Genomic DNA, 3,491 nt, shown 5'->3' with positions numbered 1-3,491 from the left:
ATTGACCTGGTAATGGCGCGTTCCAGCGCCGGCCAGGCATCATTACCATCGCCCAGTCGGTCCGATACCGGCACTTTTACCGAGTCCAGCTTCACCTCGAATGACCGGCCAGCGAGATACCCGGGCAAGCGCCTTATCGAGACCCCGTCTGATACACTGTTGACCAGAAACAGCCCGATGCCATTCTCAGTACGGGCAACCACGATGATGTGGCTTGCTGCCTGAGCATCAAGTGTATATAGCTTCACGCCATCAAGCACGTAGTCGCCATTCCGGCTTGTGGCGGTAGTCTGCACGGTTTTCGGGTTCCAGCCGTACTCCGGCTCAGTCAGAGCCAGCGTCACTATCTCTTCACCCCGGGCAATCGCAGGTAACACACGCTGTTTCTGCTCCTCGGTGCCGGTCTCGAGAATCGTCAGGCTACCCAGTATACTCGAAGAGAAGAGCGGTCCGGGCAGCGGGCCTGTGCCCAGCGCTTCAAAGAGTACTGCGGCACCGGTCAGCGGGTTCCCCGCACCACCGTATTCCTCAGGGATGATAATACCCGGCCACCCCATGCCGACCATCGTTTCCCAGACCTCATCGGTACAGCCTGTATCGGTCTCCTGGAGGGCCTGTACGACGTCCTTGGGGGCATCCCGTCGCATGAAGTCCAGGGCTGTTTTCTTTAGCATCTCTTCGCTTTCGGAAAGACCCAGGTCCAATCTCATCTCAAACTCCTGTGCAAAAAGTAGTGCTTCCGGCTCATGACCGCCCACCGGGCTGACGTCCGATGGCAAGGGCACGGGAAATGATTATCTTCTGCGCTTCGGGTGTGCCTGCCGGAGCGAAACACAGACCGGCGCGCTGCGTGACCTCAAACAGGTCATCCTCGACTCCCCATTCAGTGCCTTCCGTGAAAGTGCAGGGACCGAGGACTTTGGCGATATCGGCAATCATCTGCCCACCGAACATCTTGGTGTACAGCCCCAGTTGCGGGCCGGCATAGGGGGCACGTATCCCACTGCCGGACAGCCATGAGTTACGCAGACCCCATAGCCTCTGAATCTCACTTCCAATATAAACGTTTATAACACTTTCCAGCAGTTGCGGGTTTTCCTCCAGACGTTTCACAATCTTCGGATTGTCCCGGCACTGATCAAGGAAGCGTGTCACGACGTAGTTCTCCGGCGGCACACCAACCTGGCCACCGCCATGCTCGACGTCCAGGGTAGCCGTGGTTACTCTCCACCCGTCCCTTTCCCCGCCAATCAAATACCGCTCGTGGACCTTGACATCATCAAAGAAGACCTGGTGCTTGACCGCCGGTGCCTGGTCAACGGTAGACCCAATAACCTGTGACAACGTGCCGGAAACAAAGAGGGGCAGCGGCGTGATGGAAATACCCTCGAGGTTGCCCGGGGCAAGAAACATCGCCAGGTTATCGTGTCGCGGTGCTTCGCGGTCGCTACGGGTCAGCAGTAACAATTGGTCCGGCGGAGCGTACAGCCCACCAACAAATATCTTGCTCCCATTGATAATAAAGTACTCTCCCTCTTTCTCGTGGCGCAGGGCATCGGTCTGCTGGTTAGCCTCATCCGTGCCGGCTTCCGGTTCAGTGAAGAGCTGCCAGGTAGTTACCTCACCCTGGAAAATGGGTGGTAAGAAGCGCTCTTTCTGCTCGTCAGTGCCGAGCGACAGAATCGGTCCAACCGCCAGTCGGGCCGAATCGTAAAACGGAGGATAGCCAATCTCCGCTGCCTCGAACTCCCGGCTGAGAACAAACCGGTGTTCGGCATCCAGGCCACCACCACCGTACTGCCTGGACAACCCGGCATAGAGCCATCCTTTCTTGCCAAGTCGCCGCCCGAGTTCGCGCCGCAGTTGCCACTGTTCATAGGTCTTCTTTATCGGGTCTCTCAGGTTCACCAGACCAGCAGGAACGTTCTCCTTTATCCATTCACGTACCTCTCCGGCGAAGTCTTCCTGCTCCTCCGTGTATTCCAGGGAGAAATCCATTGGTTACACCTCCGCAACCGTTTATTGATAGCATCGGACTCTTGTCTCCGTATTCTATTCTCACTTACCCCACAATTCAAGCATCAGGCAAGGAACAGGGTTCAGGATGAACAATATCAATAATAGTGTAGTGTCCTATTTATCGCAGGATTATATTGCCGGAGACCGGGGAAAATAGTGCTGCCCGGTCGGAACCATTTCTGGAACAGAATCCCTCCGGGCAGTATCATCCGTCAATGCTGCCGATAATGCTATCGGCAGCAGTCGTATCGTCTATGTCATCGACCTAAAGCCTTAGTCTTACCTGCTCTTGATTGACCGATATCATCTGACCCATTACGCCTTAGCTTGGCGTGCACCCGGGCCATGAGTTCAACCCGATCAAATGGTTTGATCATAAAATCGTCGGCGCCTCCGGCCAGGGCACGCTCCACACAGGCGGGTTCATCCATTGCCGTGAGCATAATGACCGGTATGCTGGACTGCTCCCGGATAACCTTGAGAACGCTAAAACCATCAAGCCCCGGCATCCCGATATCCAGAATAGCCAGGTCCGGGTCGCTACCCTCAAACGCCTGCAATGCCTTCACACCGTTGCTGGCGGTGACTACATCATATCCTTCCAGGCCAAGGCTTTTCTTGAGCAGCCGAAGTAATGGTTCCTCATCATCTGCTACCAGGATTAGTGGGCACTTTCTCATCGCTACGAGTCTCCTTTCCTCTGTATCCGTGTTGATATTGCCCTACTAGTTGAATACAATACGTCGCTCCGTTACCCCTTGCAGTGGTACCAGAGTCAACCAGTAGTTTTCGTCTATAGAATTAAGAGACCTTTCGGTTTCTGCCGGATTGCGCTCGGCATCATAGGGGACCATCATGTTGAAGAGGGTCATCCTGGTCGTAGTCCAGTCATCGTGAGACTCCCGGAAGAGCTTCATGCGTTTATTGTGCTCCGCAAAATATTCCTTATCCGCATCTTCATGGTTCCTGAAGCCATCGTCCCGGGTGTTCTCGTCGATTGCCATCCCTCTTATGCCTCCTGCCAGCACTAACCAGTCCCATGTGGTGTTGAAAGCTGGTGAAAACCGCAGGGGTTATTTGCTTCTCGCGCTGTCTTTTTCCAGTTTCCCTCAACAGCTTCAGAGTAAATCCGGAACACGAAACAGGGGCTAAATATAGGGTGGCAATTCCTAAATATTAGCTAAACCTTCCCCGGACAATAGAAAAGGCACCCATTCCGGGTGCCTTCTTCATAGAATAGTGGCTGTTACGGTGCCTGTTCAGGCGGTGTCACGCGCCAGGTCAAATGTGATATAGAGTTGCCGCTAGTGAAGTATAGCGGCTAGTATCCAGTCATCCGTCTCACAATTGACTTGACAACGCAGGCTGCCATCGCCAGACCGGCAAAGCCGTATCACCGTATGCGAGACGCCCGCCATAGGGTCTGCCACTACGTCGAAGGGTTTGGTTAGCCATAAGAGAAGGTTGACAAT

Annotated in this window: 4 protein-coding genes; all 4 read right to left on the bottom strand. The window is 54.5% G+C overall.

What is annotated here, in order from left to right; genetic code table 11:
* Positions 1-710, bottom strand: a 710-nt coding sequence (locus VMW13_04475; protein HUV44069.1) for an acyl-CoA dehydrogenase family protein, incomplete at its 3' end; no start/stop codon positions are given.
* Between the two features lie 34 nt (positions 711-744).
* Positions 745-1,998, bottom strand: a complete 1,254-nt coding sequence (locus VMW13_04470) for an acyl-CoA dehydrogenase family protein (GenBank protein ID HUV44068.1) — start codon at positions 1,996-1,998, stop codon at positions 745-747.
* Positions 1,999-2,276: 278 nt separating this feature from the next.
* Positions 2,277-2,699: a response regulator transcription factor gene (locus tag VMW13_04465; protein HUV44067.1), complete on the bottom strand. Its 423-nt coding sequence runs from the start codon at positions 2,697-2,699 to the stop codon at positions 2,277-2,279.
* Positions 2,700-2,744: 45 nt separating this feature from the next.
* On the bottom strand, positions 2,745-3,023 hold the full coding sequence (locus VMW13_04460) for a hypothetical protein (GenBank protein ID HUV44066.1): 279 nt from the start codon (positions 3,021-3,023) through the stop codon (positions 2,745-2,747).
* Positions 3,024-3,491: the final 468 nt, after the last annotated feature.

The sequence above is a fragment of the Dehalococcoidales bacterium genome, assembly GCA_035529395.1.
Taxonomy (GTDB): domain Bacteria; phylum Chloroflexota; class Dehalococcoidia; order Dehalococcoidales; family Fen-1064; genus DUES01.
The sequence above is the reverse complement of the archived record's forward strand: the minus strand, read 5'-3'. Positions and strand labels throughout refer to the sequence as shown.

What these genes read in the sequence shown, in the direction of transcription:
- VMW13_04470 (HUV44068.1), bottom strand. Translation starts at nt 1,998, where the DNA reads ATGGATTTCTCCCTGGAATACACGGAGGAGCAGGAAGACTTCGCCGGA.
- VMW13_04465 (HUV44067.1), bottom strand. Translation starts at nt 2,699, where the DNA reads ATGAGAAAGTGCCCACTAATCCTGGTAGCAGATGATGAGGAACCATTA.
- VMW13_04460 (HUV44066.1), bottom strand. Translation starts at nt 3,023, where the DNA reads ATGGCAATCGACGAGAACACCCGGGACGATGGCTTCAGGAACCATGAA.